This window comes from Streptosporangium becharense, from assembly GCF_014204985.1.
Taxonomy (GTDB): Bacteria; Actinomycetota; Actinomycetes; order Streptosporangiales; family Streptosporangiaceae; genus Streptosporangium; species Streptosporangium becharense.
In genome coordinates this window covers 2,865,376-2,883,305 of sequence record NZ_JACHMP010000001.1, presented here as the reverse complement: position 1 = coordinate 2,883,305, position 17,930 = coordinate 2,865,376, and the positions used below count along the sequence as shown (strand labels likewise).

General features: G+C 74.1%; 13 protein-coding genes. 11 read left to right on the top strand and 2 right to left on the bottom strand.

Features of this window, described 5'->3' with window-relative positions:
* Window position 1: 1 nt before the first annotated feature.
* On the bottom strand, window positions 2–1,768 hold the full coding sequence (locus F4562_RS12275; protein WP_184538560.1) for an acetyl/propionyl/methylcrotonyl-CoA carboxylase subunit alpha: 1,767 nt from the start codon (window positions 1,766–1,768) through the stop codon (window positions 2–4).
* 307 nt (window positions 1,769–2,075) lie between these two features.
* Between F4562_RS12275 and F4562_RS12270 the strand changes: the two genes are divergently transcribed.
* Window positions 2,076–2,348: a WXG100 family type VII secretion target gene (locus F4562_RS12270; protein ID WP_030907662.1), complete on the top strand. Its 273-nt coding sequence runs from the start codon at window positions 2,076–2,078 to the stop codon at window positions 2,346–2,348.
* A gap of 228 nt (window positions 2,349–2,576) precedes the next feature.
* Here the strand turns inward: F4562_RS12270 and F4562_RS12265 are convergent, their stop codons facing one another.
* Complete coding sequence (locus F4562_RS12265) at window positions 2,577–7,112, bottom strand: type VII secretion EssC family protein (RefSeq protein WP_184538562.1); 4,536 nt, start codon at window positions 7,110–7,112, stop codon at window positions 2,577–2,579.
* Between the two features lie 1,250 nt (window positions 7,113–8,362).
* Between F4562_RS12265 and F4562_RS12260 the strand changes: the two genes are divergently transcribed.
* From F4562_RS12260 to F4562_RS12215, 10 genes are read left to right on the top strand one after another with little or no spacing between them, the layout of a single operon-like run.
* The gene (locus F4562_RS12260) at window positions 8,363–9,064 is read left to right on the top strand and encodes a CpaB family protein (RefSeq protein ID WP_184538564.1); all 702 of its coding nucleotides are present in this window, start codon (window positions 8,363–8,365) and stop codon (window positions 9,062–9,064) included.
* Window position 9,065: 1 nt separating this feature from the next.
* Window positions 9,066–9,821, top strand: a complete 756-nt coding sequence (locus tag F4562_RS12255; RefSeq protein WP_184538566.1) for a hypothetical protein — start codon at window positions 9,066–9,068, stop codon at window positions 9,819–9,821.
* A gap of 13 nt (window positions 9,822–9,834) precedes the next feature.
* The gene (locus F4562_RS12250) at window positions 9,835–11,136 is read left to right on the top strand and encodes a TadA family conjugal transfer-associated ATPase (RefSeq protein ID WP_184538568.1); all 1,302 of its coding nucleotides are present in this window, start codon (window positions 9,835–9,837) and stop codon (window positions 11,134–11,136) included.
* The gene (locus tag F4562_RS12245; protein ID WP_184538576.1) at window positions 11,133–12,083 is read left to right on the top strand and encodes a type II secretion system F family protein; all 951 of its coding nucleotides are present in this window, start codon (window positions 11,133–11,135) and stop codon (window positions 12,081–12,083) included. The genes F4562_RS12250 and F4562_RS12245 overlap by 4 nt, the downstream gene beginning before the upstream one ends.
* Window positions 12,076–13,005, top strand: a complete 930-nt coding sequence (locus tag F4562_RS12240; protein ID WP_184538578.1) for a type II secretion system F family protein — start codon at window positions 12,076–12,078, stop codon at window positions 13,003–13,005. Before F4562_RS12245 ends, F4562_RS12240 begins: the two co-directional genes overlap by 8 nt.
* A 2-nt stretch (window positions 13,006–13,007) precedes the next feature.
* Window positions 13,008–13,253: a Flp family type IVb pilin gene (locus tag F4562_RS12235; protein WP_184538580.1), complete on the top strand. Its 246-nt coding sequence runs from the start codon at window positions 13,008–13,010 to the stop codon at window positions 13,251–13,253.
* Window positions 13,234–13,818 (top strand): TadE/TadG family type IV pilus assembly protein, encoded by a 585-nt coding sequence (locus tag F4562_RS12230; protein WP_311733833.1) that lies wholly within the window; start codon window positions 13,234–13,236, stop codon window positions 13,816–13,818. Before F4562_RS12235 ends, F4562_RS12230 begins: the two co-directional genes overlap by 20 nt.
* Complete coding sequence (locus tag F4562_RS12225) at window positions 13,806–14,240, top strand: TadE/TadG family type IV pilus assembly protein (protein ID WP_184538581.1); 435 nt, start codon at window positions 13,806–13,808, stop codon at window positions 14,238–14,240. Before F4562_RS12230 ends, F4562_RS12225 begins: the two co-directional genes overlap by 13 nt.
* Window positions 14,237–14,884, top strand: a complete 648-nt coding sequence (locus F4562_RS34850) for a pilus assembly protein TadG-related protein (protein ID WP_246473412.1) — start codon at window positions 14,237–14,239, stop codon at window positions 14,882–14,884. The genes F4562_RS12225 and F4562_RS34850 overlap by 4 nt, the downstream gene beginning before the upstream one ends.
* 52 nt (window positions 14,885–14,936) lie before the next feature.
* Complete coding sequence (locus tag F4562_RS12215; protein ID WP_184538583.1) at window positions 14,937–17,909, top strand: BTAD domain-containing putative transcriptional regulator; 2,973 nt, start codon at window positions 14,937–14,939, stop codon at window positions 17,907–17,909.
* Window positions 17,910–17,930 lie beyond the last annotated feature (21 nt).

Genomic DNA, 17,930 nt, shown 5'->3' with positions numbered 1-17,930 from the left:
GTCAGGCGTCCTTGATCTCGCAGATCGCCGCCCCGGCGGTGACGGTCTGGCCGACCTGGGCCGCCAGCCCGGTGACGGTTCCGGCCTTGTGCGCGGCGAGCGGCTGCTCCATCTTCATCGCCTCCAGCACCACGATCGTGTCGCCCTCCGCGACGACGTCGCCGTCGGAGACGACGACCTTGACGATCGTGCCCTGCATCGGGCTGACCAGCGAGTCACCGTTCGCGGCCTTCTTCGCCGCCGAGCCGCCGGCCCGGCGCGGCGCCCGCGACGCGGGACGCCCCGCGCCCGCGTTCGCGCCTGCGGCGGGGACCCCGAAGCCGGCCGGGAGCACGACCTCCAGGCGCCTGCCGCCGACCTCGACGGTGATCCGCTCCCGCTCGCCGGGCTCGTCGGCCGTGCCCGGCTCCCCGGCGTACGGGGCGATCGCGGTGGTGAACTCGGTCTCGATCCACCGGGTGTGCACGGAGAACGGCTCACCGGTGAACGCCGGGTCGTCGACCACGGCCCGGTGGAAGGGCAGCACCGTCGGCATGCCGTCGATCTCGAACTCCGCCAGCGCCCGGCGGGACCGCTGCAGGGCCTGCTCCCGGGTGGCGCCGGTCACGATCAGCTTGGCCACCAGCGAGTCGAAGGACTGCGGCACGGTCATCCCGGCCTCGTAACCGGCGTCCAGCCGGACACCGGGGCCGGAGGGCGTGGTCATGCGGGTGATGGTGCCCGGCGCGGGCAGGAAACCGCGGCCGGCGTCCTCGGCGTTGATCCGGAACTCGATCGAGTGGCCGCGCGGCGCGGGATCGCCGTAGCCCAGCTCCCCGCCGTCGGCGATGCGGAACATCTCACGCACCAGGTCGACGCCCGCGACCTCCTCCGTCACCGGATGCTCGACCTGGAGGCGGGTGTTGACCTCCAGGAAGGAGATCGTGCCGTCCTGGCCCACCAGGAACTCGCAGGTGCCGGCGCCGACGTAGCCGGCCTCGCGCAGGATCGCCTTGGAGCTGGTGTAGAGCAGGTCGAGCTGCTCGGCCGTGAGGAACGGCGCCGGGGCCTCCTCGACCAGTTTCTGGTGGCGGCGCTGGAGCGAGCAGTCGCGGGTGCCGACGACGACCACGTTGCCGTACCGGTCGGCCAGGCACTGGGTCTCCACGTGCCGGGGACGGTCCAGGTAGCGCTCGACGAAGCACTCGCCGCGCCCGAAGGCGGTGACCGCCTCGCGCACGGCCGACTCGTACAGGTCGGGGATCTCCTCCAGGGTGCGGGCCACCTTCAGGCCGCGTCCGCCACCGCCGTACGCGGCCTTGATCGCGATGGGCAGGCCGTGCTCCTCGGCGAAGGCGACGACCTCCCCGGCCCCGGAGACCGGGTCCTTGGTGCCCGCCACGAGCGGGGCGCCGACCTTCTGCGCGATGTGGCGCGCCTGCACCTTGTCGCCGAGGGCGGTGATCGCGGCGGGCGGCGGGCCGATCCAGGTCAGGCCCGCCTCGGTCACGGCCCGCGCGAAGTCGGCGTTCTCGGCGAGGAATCCGTACCCGGGGTGGACGGCGTCGGCACCCGACCGCCGCGCGACGTCGAGGATCTTCTCGATCGACAGGTAGGTCTCGGCGGGCGACTGGCCGCCGAGCGCGTACGCCTCGTCGGCGACCCTGACGTGCAGGGCGTCCAGGTCCTGGTCGGCGTAGACGGCGACACCGGCCAGCCCGGCGTCCTTGCAGGCGCGGGCGATCCGTACGGCGATCTCGCCGCGGTTGGCGATCAGGACCTTCTGCACCGGCGTGGTTCCCTTCAGTACGCGTGGACGAGGAGGGCGGGCAAGCCTTCAACGGAGTGTAAGCGGCTCCTGATCGCGGGGACGCGGTGGGTCCGCGGTGTGTGCCCCGCACACCGGCCGGCCATGCTCTCCTCCCATCGAATGCCCTATGTATGACCAGAAATCCGATTAAAAAAGAACGTTAGCGATTTCAGTGGAGTGGGAAGGTCCATAGCCGCTCGGTATAACCGCGATCCACTGGTATTCCGACCGCCTATCGTGATTTCGTTTTGGTGACCCTCCGACACCGATACCGAAGGAGACTGGCATGAGCCAGAACTTGCTCGGCGGCAATCCCGCGGAAATGCAGCAGATGGCCACCCAGTTCACTCAGCAGGCAGACCAGGTGAGGGCCACCGTGGCCGCTCTCGACCGGGAGGCCGCCAAGGTCGGCACCGCCTGGACGGGCCCCGGAGCCCAGCGTTTCAGCGAGGCCTGGCAGAACTACCGGGCGGCTTTCCAGCGCATGTCCGAGGAGCTCGGCGAGGCGTCCCGGGTCATCAACACCTACCGGGGCAATATCGAATCCGCGACCCGCTAGAAAACGGACCGCCGAAACGCCCCGCCCCCCGGGGCGTGATTCCGGCGCACGGACCGGGGCTTCGGCGGCCGGGAGGCTCACCGGGTGCCGGGGGCCGAAAGGCTCACCGGGTGCCGGGGGCGACCGCCGCGCCGGTGGGTGACGGCGCGGCGGCGGGAATCCGCCGGACAAGAAGGACGAGAACAAAGGAGCACCGCCCGCCCGTCGGACGGGCGGGCGGTGCTCCTTTCAGGCGACGGCGGCCTGGACGGGGACCACCGAGCCCAGGGTGACCAGCAGGCCGCGCCCGGGGGGGCCGCCGACCGCGCCGCGGGGCAGGCGGACGTTGAACAGGTCGCCGTCGGCGGGGCTCTGGACCGACAGCAGCAGACCGGTGCGGCCCTTGCGGGCCTCGGCCACGAAACCGCGGTAGGCGGTGGCCAGGTCGCCGGTGGTGCCGCCGACGAGCAGCCCGTGCTCGCCGTCCCTGCCGGTGCGGAGCACCTGCTCCAGCGCGGTGCCCAGCGCGGAGTCCGCCGAGAGCAGCTCGGCGTCGTCGACGATCACCACGTAGCGCTCGTGACCGGTCACCGCGCCGTTCAGGTCACCGTCCGCGTCCAGCACGGCCAGCACGCCGTCCGTGTCCGACAGCGTGCGCAGCGGGCTGCGGCGGGGGGTCACCAGGACCACCGGCGTGCCGCGCGACAGCAGCGACCGGGCGGCGGTCAGCAGCGCCGTGGACCTGCCGGACCTGGAAGGGCCGGCGATGACCGCGGCGGGGCCGTGGGCGAGCAGGTCGACGCCGAGCGGGGCCAGCGAGTCGCCCCCGGCGCCGAGCAACGCCCACAGCGGTGACGGCGGCTCGAAGCCGGGCACCAGTTCGAGGGTCTGCGCCGCCGTGATGCGCATCGGCAGCGCGTCCACCCGCAGCGGCGGCTCGGCGGTGATCGCCGGCGCCGAGCGGGCCAGGGCCTGGAGCGCGCCGACCTGCGCCGGGCCGGAGGGGTCGTCGCAGAGCAGCGCGATCTGACTCTCCGTCGTGCCGTGCTCCCCGGTGGACAGCGCACGCCCGGGGGCGAGCGTCGCCGGCAGGTCCTTGACCGGCAGCCCGGCCAGCGCGTAGTCGGTGGGGTCGGCCAGCCGCAGGATCAGCCGGTCGTCGAAGACCGTGGAGATCTGCCCGATCAGCGCCGACCGGTCGCCGGTCACCACGGCCCGCAGGCCGACCGCGGGCCCCTCCCGGAGCAGCTGCATCAGCGCCTCGACCAGCCGCCCGTAGTCGTAGGCCTCGAAGGCGGCGACGTACCCCTCCCAGCGGTCGAGCATCAGCACCAGCCACGGCAGCCGGGGCCCGCCGGCGGCGGCGCGGAGCTCGGCCAGCGAGGCGTACCCGGCCTCGGCGAGGAGCTGCTGACGCCGCCCCACCTCGGCGCGGAGCCTGCTCAGCAGCCGCTCCACCCGGTCGAGCTGGTCACGGGTCACCACCGCACCGCAGTGCGGCATCGCCACCAGCGGCAGCAGCGCTCCCGAGCCGCAGTCGACGGCGTGCAGGTGCACGTCGTCGGGCGAGGCCCCGGCGGCGATCGCCCCCGCCAGCGTGCGCAGCGCGGTGGACCGCCCGCTGCGCGACGCACCCGCGATGAGCAGGTGCCCGCCGTGGGCGAGGTCCAGCGCGAGCGCCTGCCGATCCTGTGCCCACGGCAGGTCGGTGACCCCGAAGGCCAGCGGCGGCACCTCCTCGGCCCCCGCCCGGTACGGGAGCGCGCCATCGGGTGGGGTGGGCAGGACGACGAGGTCGTCCAGCGGGGGAAGCCAGGGGCTGGGCTGCTCGTGGATCCCGGCGACGCGGGCGGCGTCGGCCAGCGCGTCGGCGAGCAGGGACAGGTCGGTGACGTGGCCGCTCTCACCGCCGCCGCCGGACGCGACCGGCGGGTGCCCCAGTGCCCGCCAGCCGATCTCCGTCACCCGCACCCTGGAGTCGCCGGAGGCCGCGGGCCCGCGTCCGCCGATCCGCGCCGCCTGTACGGCCGTGGCCGAGCCCGCTCCGGACTTCACGTAGCAGCGGCCGGGGGTCGACTTGGAGATGTGGGCGGCGTCGGGGCGGCCGATGACATCGGCCGACTCCGCCGCCTCGGTGACCCGCAGCGCGATCCGCAGGGAGGTGTTGGCCTGGATGTCGGCGGTCACCACGCCGCCGGGCCGCTGGGTGGCCAGGATGAGGTGGATGCCGAGGGAGCGGCCCCGCCTGGCGATGTCGACCAGCCCGGTCATGAAGTCGGGCAGCTCGCTCACCATGGCGGCGAACTCGTCGATGACCAGCACCAGCCGGGGCAGCGGGGGCGGGGGCTCGGCGCGTCCGCGCAGCGGCCTGGCGGGTGCGGAGCCCCCGGCGACGAGCAGGTCGCGGGAGGCGCGGGCCGTCCGCGTGTCACGCAGCTCGTGGTAATCCTCGATGTCCTTGGCCCCGGCGGAGAGCAGCAGACGCTCGCGGCGGCGGATCTCCGCGGCCAGCGAGGCCAGGGCCCGCTGGGTCAGGTGGCCGTCGAGGTCGCTGACCATGCCCACCGTGTGCGGCAGCCGCACGCACTCCTTGAACGCGGCTCCGCCCTTGTAGTCGATCAGCACGAACGTCATCTCGTCCGGCCGGTTGGCCACCGCCAGCGAGCAGATGAGGGTCTGCAGCAGCTCCGACTTGCCCGCGCCCGTGGTGCCCGCGATGAGCGCGTGCGGTCCGTCCGTGCGCAGGTCGACGGAGAACGGGCCCTCCGGGCCGATCCCCAGCACCGCCTCGGTCGAGCGTCCCCAGCGCCCGGCCAGGGCCGCGCCCGACGGCGCGGGCAGGTCGAGCAGGTCGAGCAGACGGGCGGCCCCCGGCAGGGCCAGCGCGGCGTCGTCGCGGCTGACGTCACGGATCGGCGCCATGGAGCGGGCCAGCCGGTCGCACCAGGAGAGCGGTACCCGGTCGGCGACGATCTCACCGAGGCCGTCCAGGCCGCCGCCGCGCAGCCGGACCGTGCCGTCCGCCTCCAGTGCGGCGACCGTCGCGCACTCCTCGGGCAGCAGCCGCTGGTCGCCGTCCACCGCCAGGGTGTAGACACCCGCCCGGGGACCCTGCCGCAGTACCTGCGGCATCCCGGGCAGGGCACGCAGGGCCTGGGCACCGTCCAGGACGACCAGCACGTCGTAGGGGCGGTCGTCGTAGACGGGGGCGGCGTACGGCTGGTCGGCCCCGCCGAGGTCGCCCCAGCCGCTCGGAATCCGGGCGGAGGCGGCGGCCGGGCCGGCGGCGGGGTCGTCGCCGAGGCGCTCGTCGACCAGCGCGGCCAGCTCGCTCACCCGCCGCGCCGCGGCCTCCGGGTCGGCGCCGACCAGGGCCACGCAGTCTTCGCCGCCGCGCGGAGCGCAGTGCGGCAGCCAGCGGACCCAGTTCCACCGCTCCTCGCCGTCACCGTGCGCGGAGAGCACGACGATCGCCAGGTCGCGCGGGCTGTGCAGGGCGGCGGCCTGGCCGACCAGCCATCGGGCCAGCCCGGTCGCCGCCTCGCGCGGCCCGGTCAGGCCGGCCACTCCCAGGCGGCGCATGGCCAGCGCCACCGGGACCGCGTGGCAGGTGGGCGGGTCGGGCAGCGGCGTGTCGGACGGCGCGGAGCGCTCGGGGGCGAACTCCAGGTCGGCGGGGAGGTCGGCCAGGCCCACCCGGAGCCGGAGCGCGTCGGGATCGTGACCGCGCCGCTCCCAGAGCCGCCGCCGGGGGCCGGTCACGGTGAGCAGCACCTCCGCGGGGTCGGGCGCGGCGGCGCGGCGGGCGACCTCGTCGTCGGCGCGGGCACGCTCCACCTCGGCCTCGAAGGCCGCGAGCCGCTCCCGGTACTGCTTGAGCTGCTGACGGTACTGCTTGCGGCCGTGCCGCCGGTCGCTCCACCACTGGCCGATCATGATCACCGGGGTCATGAGCGCGAACAGCAGGAAGTACCAGGTCTTCATGGCCACGGCCATGCCGACGCCCAGCGCGGCGGGCAGGAACGCGGTCAGCAACTGCAACCGCATGGTCTCGGCCCGCTTGGGCTCGGCCGGGACCTCGAAACGCCGTGCGCCGCCCGGCGGCCGGAGCCGGGGCGGGCGGTTGTAGGCGAGCCCGCCGTCGGGCTGGGCGTCCAGATGCGCGTCGGGCGGCTCCACGGCCCGCAGGGTCAGCGCCGTCCCGCCGCAGCTCAGCAGGGCGTGCTCGGGCCAGGGCGACCGTTCTTCCAGGGGCGCCCCGTCCAGCAGCGGCGACGCGCCGGGCCCGGGTTCCACCGTGATGGCGTCGGGGGTGAGCCGCACCACGGCGGCCACGGCGGGCAGCCGCGGATCGGGGACGGCCACCGCGCAGGCCGGGTCGGAGCCGACGGTGTGGACGCCGAGGCTGAGCCGGTGCACCGAACCGGCCGCGGGCCCGCCGACCACCCGCACCTCCACGATCCCGCCGGGCTCCTCGGCGAGCGTGTCCCCCGCCAGGGAACGGTCGAGGGTGACGAGGTCCCCGTCCCGCAGCAGTCCCACGGCGCGGGCGGCGGGGTCGAGCGGACGGCCGTCCAGCCAGAGGGTGGGCGGCCCGGCGTCGGCGGCGGCGCGGCCCAGTCCGTAGGGGGCCTTGCTGCGCGTCAGCCGCACCACGTTGCTCGGGCGTTCGCCGCCCTGCCCCGTGAGGGACTCCGCGAGCCGCCCCACGGTGGTCGTGTCGTCGCCTTCGACCACGACATCGCGGTCGGCGTGCTCGCTGAGCACGGTGAGCATGATCCGCATCGCCGCTCTCCTCGGGTCAGGCCCGGTCCACCGTACCCAGCGCGAACGGCCGTGCAAGGGGTGTTCGCGGCGACATCCGCGGGCGCCCGGGGACGCCACGTCGTACGGGTGCGCTGGTGATCACGCGACACCCGCGTGGACGAGGGCCTGGGACGCGGGAGCCGGACGGGCGCCTGCGGTGCGAGGACCGGGATGTGGATCAGTATGTGGAAAACATCCCAGCCTGTGGACAACGGCCGGGTGTTACTCATCGGTTATGCCGATCTATATGGGCATTCGGTGGCTGACGTGCTTGGGGGCGTCGGCGGCCGGGGCTGTGGAAAAACTGTTCGGAGAACCGGTACGGCGGGCCGGTGACCCGGTCCGGCACCTGTCTCCCCTCCCGAAGAGCCGGGGTGGGCGCCGGCCTCGGCCGGTGGCCCCGTATGCGCGCGGGCGTCGGCGGTCACCGTGACCGGCCGGTGGCCCCGCATGCGCACGGGCTTTCGCGGCCGTCGCGACCGGCCGGTGGTGGCGCGGACCGGCGGCCCGTGGTGCCGTCGCCGGCGCGGCGGTGGTCCGCCCGGCGCCGGGAAGGCGTGGACGCTCGACCGTTGAGAGAAGAAAGAGCCTGATATGCCCTTCACCGGACATGCGGCACTCCGACAACGTGGCCATGCCGCCAGCATGGCACATTTTGAACAGGTTCAGAGCTGCGGGGGAGGTGCGTCAGGGCCGTGTCTCGATAAATCGGACATGGCGTAATCATGAAATTGTGGAGGATTATATGGTGACTATTGTGGCGCGTGATAGTCGGCGTCGTTTTTCTGGTCACGTCACATGTGGTGAAATTCGTCGCGTGCGGAAACTCCGGAGTCGCCGTCGGGGCAGTGGGTGCGAAGGTCACCCCAGGTGTGCGGTGCGGTGCGGACTGTTCATCAACGGATGACGCCGCCGGTCACGGCCACGGGTCCGCGGAGCCGTGAAGTTCGCGGATGCCTCCGGGGGCGTGTCTGATCCGTTTCCGGGATGGTCGTCCCGAAAATCGGGAAGTCCGCCCGCCGGGAGCCGGAACCCCCGATTTCGGTCACGCAAGAAGATCGGCCGGTCGGGCCGTTGTTTTCGTTCGATGCGGCGTTGACAGATGTGTTCCTATCAAACGAGCATGGGTCCTGGATTTTGTCCGGAAGTCCGTCGGCACGGTGCGGATAATGACGTAAATTCGACCAGTAGTCCCCATATTTGTGATCACTCTGGGAGTCCCCCTACCCATGAGGACCAGTGAGAAGCCAGCCGGCCGCGGGCCGGTGAACGCCGAGCGACAGACTTCGGCCACCACCCTGTCCGGGCCCGCCTCGCGCAAGCTCCCCGTGCCTCCGCGCGAGCGCAAGCCCGCCCTCGCGGCCCTCGCCGTCCTGCTGATCCTGGGCGGCGCCCTGGCCACCACCCTGCTGGTCCTGCGCAGCGGTGACCGCGTCTCGGCGATCGCCGTCTCCCAGCAGATCGGTGCCGGGCAGCGCTTCACCGAGGCGATGCTGAGAGAGGTCCAGATCGCCGACACCGGCATCGACTACGTCGCGTGGGCCGACCGCGCCAAAGTCGCGGAGAACTTCGCCCGCGTCACCCTCATCCCCGGAACGCTCCTGACCCGCGAGATGGTCGTCTCCTCCAGCAGGGAGCTGGGGCCCGGAAAGGCGCAGGTGGGGCTCGCGCTCAAGCCCGGCCAGTCGCCGGGCACCCTGGAACGGGGAGACCGGGTCCAGGTGATCTACGTGCCGAGCAAGGGCGGCTCCGCGAATGAGGAGGGCCGGGTGCTGGCGCAGAGCGCGCTGGTCCACCAGGTCGGCACATCCGGCCGCGGCGGGGCGAGCGGCCTGGTGACGGTGATCGTCGACAGCTCCGTCTCGCCGACGATCGTCGCCTATGCCTCCAGCGGTGAGATCGCCCTGGCCGAGTTGCCGGGGGCGCGCTGACGTGGCGCTCATCGTGCTGGCCGCCGACAAGGGCGCCCCGGGCGTGACCACCGCCGCCACCGCGCTCGGCGCCGTCTGGCCACGTCCGGTGCTGCTCGCCGAGTGCGACCCGGCCGGCGGCGACCTCGCCTACCGGCTGCCCGCCGCCGACGGCGGCGTGCTCAACCCGGCCAGAGGGCTGCTCACCCTGGGCGCCACCGCCCGCCGGGGCCTGCGCGCCGAGCAGATCCACGAGCACACACAGAAGATCGTCGGAGGGCTGGACATCCTGGCCGGGCTGACCCACGGGGAGCAGGCGGCCGGGCTGACCTGGCTGTGGGGTCCGCTCGGCCGCGCGCTGGCCGCGTTGCCCGAGGGCGACGTGCTGGCCGACTGCGGCCGGCTCGGCGGCCACCCGCAGCTCGCCGAGCTGGTCGCCGAGGCCGCGCTGGTGGTGCTGTTCACCAGGGCCAGCCTGGATCACGTCGCCCACCTGCGTGAACGCCTGCAGGTGATGCCGCGTGACACCCAGGTCGGGGTGGTGGTGATCGCCGACCCCCGGCAGTACCGCACGACGATCGAGGAGGTTCGCCGGATCGTCGCCGCGACCGCCGGGAACGTCGCCTTCGTCAGCGGCCTCGCGCACGACCCCAAGGGCGCCGAACTGCTGCGCGGCCAGTGGGGCGGCCGCCTGGACCGCTCCCTGCTGATCCGTACCGCCCGGGAGCTGGCCGCCCGCCTCGACGCCCAGCTCCGTGCCCCGGAGCCGGTCCGATGAGCGGGGCGAGGCGATGACCGTCGACCACACGCTGGTGAAGCGTTTCCGGCAGGAGGTGGGCGACCGGCTCGCCCATCAGCGGCGGCTGGACCAGGCAGGCGGCCTGCCTCCGATGACCGGCGAGGACGAGCGGCAGTTCGCCCGCGCGCTGATCGCCCAGGTGCTGGAGGAATTCGCCCGCGGGGAGATCGGTGTCGGCCGGACCCCTCCCACCGCCGAGGAGGAGGAGGCCCTCGCCGCCGGGATCCACGCGGCCCTGTTCGGCGTGGGCCGGCTGCAGCCGCTCCTCGACGACCCCGAGGTCGAGAACATCGACATCAACGGCTGCGACCGCGTCTTCGTCGGCTACGCCGACGGCCGGGAGGTCATGGGCGAGCCGGTCGCCGACTCCGACGAGGAGCTGGTCGAGCTGATCCAGATCCTCGCCGCCTACAGCGGCCTGTCCAGCAGGCCGTTCGACACCGCCAACCCTCAGCTCGACCTGCGCCTTCCCGACGGCTCCCGGCTGTCGGCGGTGATGGACGTCACGATCCGTCCGGCGGCGTCGATCCGCCGTTCCCGGCTGGGCAAGGTGTTCCTCAGCGACCTCGTCGGAAACGGCACCCTCACCCCGGAACTGGGGCGTTTCCTGTCGGCCGCGGTGGCGGCCAGGAAGAACATCATGATCGCCGGGTCCACCAACGCGGGAAAGACCACGCTGCTGCGGGCCCTGGCCAACGAGATCCCGCCGTCCGAGCGGCTCATCACCGTCGAGCGTGCCCTGGAGCTCGGGCTCGACCAGTTCCCCGAGCTGCATCCCAACGTGGTGGCCTTCGAGCAGCGGCTGCCCAACTCCGAGGGACAGGGGGAGATCTCCATGGCGGAGCTGGTCCGCCGCTCCCTGCGGATGAACCCGTCCCGCGTGATCGTCGGAGAGGTCCTCGGCGACGAGATCGTCACCATGCTGAACGCGATGACCCAGGGCAACGACGGTTCGCTGTCCACGATCCACGCCAACTCCTCGATGGAGGTCTTCAACCGCATCGCCACCTACGCGCTCCAGGCCGACGAGCGCCTGCCGATCGAGGCCACGCACATGCTCATCGCGGGCGCGATCGACTTCGTGGTCTTCCTGGAGAAACGCAACGACTACGCGGTGGGCGGCACGCTCCGCCGCTTCGTGTCGAGCGTGCGGGAGGTGGCCGGGGTCGACGGCCGGGTGCTCTCCTCGGAGGTGTTCGCCACCACGCCCGACGGCAGACTCGTGCCGCACGCCCCGCTGTCCTGCCTGGCGGAGCTCGCCCGTCACGGCTACAACCCCGGCGGCTGGGCATGACCTCCATCCCCCCGGGCCTGTTCGACCCCCTGGTGCTGCTGGCGGGCGCGGCGATCGGCGCCGGGCTGTTCCTGCTCTTCGTCGCCGTGTACGGGGTGCGTCCCCGCCCCTCCGCCCCGAGGAGGAGAGCGGGCAGGCGTGAACTGCTCCGTGCCCTGTCCACCCGGTCCGCGGTGGGGGCCATCGCAGGGGTGGGGGTGCTCGTGGTGACCGGCTGGCCCGTCATGGCGGTGGGCGCCGTGCTCCTCGCCCTCGGCTGGCGGGGCCTGGCCGGCGGCGCGGCCGAGGAACGCGCGGCGATGCGGCGGCTGGAGGGCCTGGCCGCCTGGACCGAGTCGCTCCGCGACACCATCGCCGGGGCGTCGGGCCTGGAGCAGGCGATCCCGGCGTCGATCCGGGCCGCGGCCCCCACGCTCCGTCCGCACCTGCGGTCCCTGGTCGACCGCCTGCACACCCGGATGGCGCTGCCGGACGCGCTCCGGCGCTTCGCCGACGAGCTCGACGACCCGTCGGCCGACCTGGTCGTGGCCGCGCTGATCCTCAACTCCAGGCTGCGCGGCCCGGGCCTGCGTGACGTGCTCGGCGCGCTGGCCGTGTCGGCGCGCGAGGAGCTCGACATGCGCCGTCGGGTCGAGGCCGAGCGCCGCGCCACCCGCCGCAGCGTGCAGATCGTGGTCGGCACCGCCGTCGCCTTCGCCGTCTCCCTGGTCGTGTTCAACCCCTCCTACGTCGCCGAGTACGACGACGCCCTCGGCCAGGCCGTACTCGTGGTGGTCGCCGGGTTGTTCGGCGCCGGGTTCGCCTGGATGCGCCGCCTGGCCCGTTTCGACAAGCCCGCCCGTCTGCTGGGCCTGTCCCCAGCGGGTCCGGTGGGTTCGGCGGGTGCGGCGGGTCTGATGGGTTCGGCGGGTTCCGCCGGCTTCGGAGGTGAGGCACGCGATGAATGAGCCGCTGCTCGCGGGGGCGGTGCTCGGTCTGGGCCTGTTCCTGCTGTTGCGGGCGCTCTTCCCGGCCCGCCCCGGTCTGGTGACGCGCCTGCTGGCGCTCGACGCCGCCCGGGAGGGGGCCGACGTTCCCCGCGCGCGACTCGTCATGCCCGACGAGGAGGTCAGCGCGCTCCGCCGGAGTCTGGGCGAGCGGATGGCCCGCTTCTATGCGGCCCGCGGCTGGGAGGTCCGCTCCGCCAAAGCCGACCTCGCGCTGCTGGGCAAGTCCTTCGAGGGTTTCCTGGCGACCAAGGCGCTGCTGGCCGTCTCGGGGTTGCTGGCCTTCCCGCTGCTGGTCGGCTGGCTGGTGGTGATGGGGTGGGGGCTGTCGCTCACCGTTCCGCTGTGGGTGGCGCTCGCCGTCGCCGGAGTCTTCTTCTTCCTGCCCGACGTGCAGGTCAAACGGGACGCCGCCCGGATGCGCCGTGACTTCCGGCACGTGGTCGGGTCCTTCCTCGACCTGGTCGCGATGAACCTGGCGGGCGGGCGCGGCGTGCCCGAGGCGCTGATGATGGCGGTCTCGGTGGGCGGCTCCGACGGCGAGGGGGCCAACTGGGCCATGTCCCGCATCCGTGAGGCCCTCGGCAACGCGAGGATCGTCGGCATCACCCCCTGGCAGGCGCTGGGGCAGCTCGGTGACGAGATCAACGTCGACGAGCTGCGCGACCTGTCCGCCGCGCTCGGCCTGGTCGCCGACGACGGCGCCAAGGTCCGCTCCTCGCTGACCGCCCGCGCGGCCACCATGCGGCGACGCGAGCTGGCCGAGGTCGAGGGGCAGGCCGGCGAACGGTCCCAGTCGATGCTCGTCGCCCAGCTCCTGCTCTGCGCGGGATTTGTGATCTTCCTGAGTTTCCCGGCCGCTATGAAGATGTTGGGGTCCTGACCATGCTGAGCCATCCGTGGGTCGTCTACGCGATCACCCTTCTGCGCGTGCGGATCGACAGAGCGCGCAACGCCCCCACCCGGGGGGCCTCGGCCGTGGAGTGGGTGATCATCACGGCCATCATCGCCGGGGTGGCGCTCGGCCTCGCCACCCTCATCAGAAACCTCGTCGAGGGCAAGCAGTCGGAGATCTCCAACCAGTTCGGCGGCGGTGGGGGCGGGGGTGACGGTGGCGGCTTCGAACCGTGACCGGGACGCGGAGCGTGCCCGGCGCCCGGAACGGGCTCACGGCCGGGAGCCGGAGCAGGCCCGCGACCCGGAGCAGGCCCGCGACCGGGATCCGGCCCGCGACTCGGATCCGCGGCACCGGCGGAGCCCGGAGCGCGGCCGGAAACGGGACGGCGACCGGCGTTCCGAGAGGGGGGCCACCGCGGTCGAGCTGGCGATCATCATGCCGATCGTGCTGGCCGCCGTCATGCTGACCGTCCAGACGGCCCTGTGGTTCCACGGGCGCCAGGTGGCCGACGCCGCGGCCAGGGAGGGGGCCCGGCTCGCCCGGGTCGACACCGAGTCGTGGCGGCAGGACGCCGAGTCGCGGGCCCGGGAGATCCTACGGGCCGTCGGCCCGCGGATTCTCGACGGCGCCCGGGTGACCGCGTGGGAGGAGGGTGACCGGCGTGGTGTGGAGATCACGGCCACGGCCGTCCAGGTCGTCCCGCTGCTGCCCTCGAACACGTTCGGCGTCACCGCCCGCTTCGGCGGTCCGGTCGAGTGCTTCCGTCCCGACGACGGAAGCGAAGGGTGCGCGCAGTGACCTCCCGGCCCCGTCCACGCGGCGTACGTCCGGCGACGGGTGCCGAGCGCGGGTCGCTGAGCGCCGAGACGGTGCTCCTGGCGCCGGTCTTCCTGCTGTTCCTGCTCTTCCTGGTAGGCGCGGGCCGGGTGGTGGAGGCCCAGGGCGAGGTCAACGGCGCGGCCAGGGACGCGGCCAGGGCCGCCTCGGTGGAGCGCACACTCTCCGACGCGGAGGCCGCGGCCGACGAGGCCGCGCGGGCCGCGCTGTCGGGCGAGTGCGAGCCCGAGGTCGATCTGGACGGCTCGTCCTGGCAGGAGGGCGGCCGGGTCCGGGCCGAGGTGACCTGCTCCCTCGACCTGGAGTTCCTGGGCTTCGGCGTGGCGAAGGAGGTCCGGGGCGACTCGGTGGTCCCGTTGGAGCAGTTCCGGAGGGTCGAATGAACCGCACGGAACCGCCCGGCGACCGGGGATCGATGTCGATCTTCACGGTGATCTTCTCGGTGGTGGTCTTCCTGCTGGCCGGGCTCCTGGTGGACGGCGGGGCCGCCATCAACGCCCGGCTGCGGGCCGCCGACGTGGCGGAACAGGCGGCCAGGGCCGCCGCCGACCAGATCGACGTCGAGCACCTGCGGGCGACAGGTCAGGCCCGGCTGCTCGGGGAGAGCGAGGTCTGCGCGAAGGCCGAGGAGATCGTCTCCGCACACGGCTCGGCGGATGTCCGGCTGGCCGGGTGCGCACTCGGCGGCGGTGGGGCCGAGGTCTCCGTGAGCGTCTCCGTCACCTGGGAGGCGTTCTTCCTCGCGGCCTTCGGTTTCCCGGGTGCGGAGACGGAGGCCACGGCCGTCGCCGGGCCCGACGCGGGGGAGGACGCCGGAGCCGCCGGGCCCGACGCCGGAGCGGGAGCGGGGGCCGCGACCGACGCCGGAGCGGGAGCGGGGCCCGGAGCGGGAGCGAGCGCCGCGACCGGGCCGGGCGCCGAATCCGGGACCGAATCCGGGGCCGGGACCGGGGCCGCCGGGCCCGCGGCGGGTCCCGGGTCCGGCGGGGAGGCGGCTTCCGGAGCCGGGGCGGATCGAACGCTGTGAACCGCCGGCCCGCCGGATGACCGACGACGAACCTGGACGGGGAGGGAGACGAATGCCCACGCGACAACCTGTGCGCATCAGGCCCAGGCGCACCCCGGGCGACCTGCTCGCCGGGATCTGCGCGCTGATCGCCCTGGTGGCGCTCGTCGCCGGGGTGCCCTACGCCCTGTTCCGGCTGGCAGGCCCCCCGCTCTCGCCCGAACTCCTCGACCTCGACCTGCTGACCAGCCAGGTGGGCACGAGCACGGTCGTCGCGATCCTTGTGCTGCTGGTCTGGATCGCGTGGTTCCAGTTCGCGGTCTGCGTGGTCGTCGAGGTCTACGGCGGACTGCGCCGGGTGGGCATGCCGGCGCGGGTGCCGCTCTCCGGCGGCACGCAGATGTTCGCCAACCGGCTGGTCTCCGCGGCCCTGCTGCTGTTCACCGTGTCGGCGGTGGCACTTCCCGTCACCGGGCTGGCCGGTCCGGCGCCCGCCCGGCCCGCCGTCACCGCCGCCGGGCAGCTCGCGTCACCCGTACCGGTCGTCGAGGAGCGGCCGGCGCTGGCACCGGCGCAGAAGGCCAAGAAGGTCTACGTGGTGCAGCCACCGCACGGCCGCCACCACGAGAGCCTGTGGGAGATCGCGGAGAAGTGTCTCGGCGACGGCCGGCGGTATCCGGAGATCTACCGGCTCAACCAGCACAAGGAGCAGCCCGACGGCAGTCGCCTGCGCATGGCCGACCTGATCAGGCCCGGCTGGGTGCTCGACATGCCGGACGACGCGCGCAACGTGCACATCGTCCCCGCACCCCAGTCGCGCGACGACACCCTCAAGGATCACCGAGCCGCGCCCGCCGAGCTCGACGGCCGCACCCAGACCTTCACCCCGGGCCGTGCGGACGCGCCCGCGGAGCCCGGGACCGCCCCGCACGACACGTCCGTCCTGCCCGGTGACCGGGCGGGCGGGCGGGACGGGACCACCGCCGAACGTGACCCGTACACCCTTCCCGACGCGGGGCGTGCCGAGCAGCGCGACCCGGCCACGACGGCCGGCCCCCGTCCCGCGGAGCGGCACGGCCCCGGCGTGGTGGAAGGGCGTGACCTCCGCCCCGCGGAGCGGCCCGGATCCGGCGCCGCGGGCCCGGGGGTGCGCGCCGGTGATCCCGGGACCGCCCTGCCCGGCCCGGAGCGGGGAGCCGGCGCGGAGCAGGATACCGGCCCGGCGGTGCTCGACTACCTGGCCGGGGCCTCCCTGGCGGCGGCGGGCCTGCTGGCGGCGCTCGGACGCAGGCGCAGGCAGCAGCTCTGGCGCCGGGCGTTCGGCCGCCGGATCACCCGGCCGAGGGACGACGCGGCCCAGGCCGAGCTCGCGCTGCGGCTCGGCGCCGACGCGCCCGGCAGCCGGATGCTCGACGTCGGGCTCCGGTTGCTCGGCCGCTCCCTGGCGCGGGCGAACCGCGTCCCGCCCACGATCTACGCCGCCCACCTGTCGTCGCAGAGCCTCGACCTGTGGATCCACCCGCCCCAGCAGGAGGCTCCGGCGCCGTGGGCCGCCCACGACGGCGGCCAGGTGTGGCGGCTCCCGGCGCACGAGGGCCGGATGCTCGACGACCGGGCGCTGGCCGACGCACCGGCGCCGTACCCGGGCCTGGTCTCGCTCGGTTCCAGTGACGAGGGCCGGGTGCTGGTCGACCTGGAGGCCGCCCACGGGCCGATCAGCCTCACCGGGCCGCAGTCCACCGCCGCGCTCGCCGCGCTCGCCGTGGAGCTGGCCACCAACCGCTGGTCGGACCGGATGCGCGTGACCCTGGTCGGCTTCGGCGAGGAGCTGACCGCGATCGCCCCCGACCGGATCAGGTGTGCGGGCACCCTGGCCGAGATCCTGCCCGAGCTGGAGGCGGCGGCGCCGGCCGGTCGCGGGCCCGGCGGTGAGGTGCTCACCGGGCGGATCCACGGCCGCGCCGCCGACCCGGTCTGGACCCCGCACTACCTGCTGTCGGCCGTCGCCCCCACCCCGGAGGAGGGACGCCGCCTGGCGTTGCTGGCCAGGAAGGGCGTCCGGACGGCGGCCGGGTACGTCATCGCGGGCGAGGTCCCGCACGCCACCTGGAACTGGACGATCTCCGAAGACGGCCGGGCCGCGATCGACGCGCTCGGCGTCGAGGTGAACGCGCAACTGCTGCCTCCCCGGCACTACCGGGCACTGGTCGACCTCTTCCGGGCGACCGAGCGGTTCGAGGGTGAGGAACTGCCCGGCGAACCGGCGCCGCTTCCGCCGGGGCCGCCCTCGGTCGAGGTCCGCGTGCTCGGCCCGGTCGAGGTCGCCGGCCCGCCGCCCATGGAGGAGGGGCGGGCCGTGCTCGCCGTCGAGCTCGTCGTCTACCTGGCGACGCATCCCGGCGGTGTCCATCCCGTGGTCCTCGGCGGCATCCTGTGGCCACGGGGCGTGCAGGCGGCGGTCAGGGACGCCACGATCGCCAGGGTCGTCACCTGGCTGGGCGTCGACAGCCAGGGGCGGCCCAACCTCTACGCCGACTCCTCCGGCCGGCTCCGTCTCGGCCCGGAGGTGCGCAGCGACTGGGCGGTCTTCCGCGACCACGTCCGCCGCGCGCACGCCGATCCCGGGGGACGCGCGGCACTCCTGGACGCCGCTCTCGCCCTGGTGCGCGGCCCGTTGCTCAGTGACCGCCCGCGCGGCCGTTACACCTGGCTGGCCGCCGACGACCTGGAGTACGACGTGGCCGCGGCCGTCGCGGACGCCGCGCACCGGCTCTGCGAGCTGCGGCTGGCCTCCGGTGAGGCCGACCGGGCGATGGCCGCGGCGCGGGCGGGGCTGCTGCTGGCCGCCGACGACGAGGGGCTCTGGCGCGACCTGCTGCGGGCCGCGCACCTGACCGGTGACCCGGCCCGGCTCAGCGCCGTGGCCGACGCGCTGCACCGCCGGGCCACCTCCCATCCCTACGGCGGCGGGATGGCGCCGGAGACGGAGGCCCTGATCGACGAGCTGCTGCCCTCGTGGCGGATGCGCTCGGTCCCGTCGGCATGACGGCCATGTCCGGGCGATCGA